The organism is Bradyrhizobium sp. AUGA SZCCT0182 (genome assembly GCF_018130185.1).
Taxonomy (GTDB): Bacteria; Pseudomonadota; Alphaproteobacteria; order Rhizobiales; family Xanthobacteraceae; genus Bradyrhizobium.
In genome coordinates, this window is sequence record NZ_JAFCLY010000106.1 from 1 (window position 1) to 1210 (window position 1210).

General features: G+C 61.8%; 1 protein-coding gene. It reads right to left on the reverse strand.

Annotation, left to right across the window (positions count from 1 at the left end; all coding sequences use genetic code 11):
- Window positions 1–22: 22 nt before the first annotated feature.
- Window positions 23–1066: an IS110 family transposase gene (locus JQ611_RS41425; RefSeq protein ID WP_312012409.1), complete on the reverse strand. Its 1044-nt coding sequence runs from the start codon at window positions 1064–1066 to the stop codon at window positions 23–25.
- Window positions 1067–1210: the final 144 nt, after the last annotated feature.

The window sequence follows — 1210 nt, forward strand, 5'->3', positions numbered from 1 at the left end:
CCGGGATCTACCGTGTTAGCTGTCAAGAGGCGTTAGCGCCTTTCCAAGGCTGTCCGGACCTGATTACGGCATTGGCGAAGACGACAAGGCGCCTGAGGATGGCGATGAGGGCGACTTTTGGCGGTTTGCCTTTTGCGATGAGGCGTTCGTAGAAGGGGCGCAGCACCGGATTGTGCCTGCTGGCAGTGACGGCGGCCATGTAGAGGATACTGCGCACGGCGGCTCGCCCGCCGTGGATTCGTGCCGGGGCGGTCATGGTGCCGCTGTTGCGGACGAATGGAGCGACGCCGATGAGCGCTGCTGCGGCCTTGTTGTCGATCCGGCCGAGTTCGGGAACAGAAGCAAGGAAAGCCAGCGCAGACTTCGGGCCGATGCCCTTGATGGTTTTAAGCAGGCGCTGATCGCGCCGTAGATCGAGGCGCTGACGAACCAGTGCCAGCATCATCTGATGTACCTTCTTGTCTTCGGCTTTAAGCGTCTCAAGGTGGGTGACGATCGCCTGGCGGAGATCGGTCATCCGCACCGTGCCAAGCCTGCAGGTCTCGGCATGGATCATATGTTTGAGCTGATCCCGGCGGCTTGCGAGTTCAGAAAGTGCCTCGCGGATCGCATCTTCCGGCAGTTCGACGTGACCGGCCTTGCGGCCGCGTATCTCGTCAGGGGCGGCGGCATAGGATGCCAGCAACCGGGCGTCCGAGGTGTCGGATTTGGCTTTGACGCCGACCAGTTGGCAGTAGGCCTTGAAGCGTGTCGTATGGATGATCTCCACCGGCAACTGCGCCTGACGCAACGCCTTCACCAGCGCCTTCTCATAGCCGCCGGTCGGCTCCAGCACGATGCGCGTCAATTTAGGCCCGCTCCGCAACCGCTCGACCAGTGTGGCAATGGCATCGGGGCGATTTGCGTAATGGGCGCTATCGCCCCGATGCCATGCCACGTCCAGGCCCGCGCCACCGACATCGATGCCGACAAAAATATTGTCCGCTAAATGAGAGAGTGTCATGCTGCTCCTGCCTTGTTCTCGAGGCAGGGCCGGCTCCTGGATCGTCAAACGTGCGGCCAGCACTTGCTACCGTCCGGGTGTCCGGCCCTTCAATTAAACGAGGCGGGGTGCGAGATCCCGACGGCCGCCAACGACCTCCCATAAACCCCGCAACGCCCGCCTCGATCGCCCCATCTTAATCGAGGCACCGAGACTTACGACCCATAC